This is a genomic window from Mesorhizobium sp. M1A.T.Ca.IN.004.03.1.1 (genome assembly GCF_003997555.1).
In the GTDB taxonomy this organism is placed as follows: Bacteria; Pseudomonadota; Alphaproteobacteria; order Rhizobiales; family Rhizobiaceae; genus Mesorhizobium.
Genome location: NZ_RZTV01000894.1, coordinates 1 through 244 on the forward strand (window position 1 = coordinate 1; position 244 = coordinate 244).

Here is a 244-nt window from a genome sequence, read left to right on the forward strand (position 1 = left end):
GCCGAAACAATCAGCGCCGTCACGCAGTAGAGCGTCATGCGCGCAACTCTGGGCGGCGCGCGTTCCTCGAGTTCGACGGCGTCGGACTGGAATTCGGCAATTGCCGGCGGCAGCGGCGGGCGGTTGGTCAGTTCCCTTCCCTTGCCTGAGGGCGCCGTGTCTGAAGGGCCTTTGCCTGAAGGGACCGGCAGGTTCTCGCTGGGTTTTCTGGTGCGCGCATTCATGCGACCTGCCTCATCTGCTG

General features: G+C 64.8%; 1 pseudogene. It reads right to left on the reverse strand.

Features of this window, described 5'->3' with window-relative positions:
• Positions 1 to 224: pseudogene (locus tag EOD29_RS34260) on the reverse strand (HlyD family type I secretion periplasmic adaptor subunit); the annotation flags it as partial.
• Positions 225 to 244 lie beyond the last annotated feature (20 nt).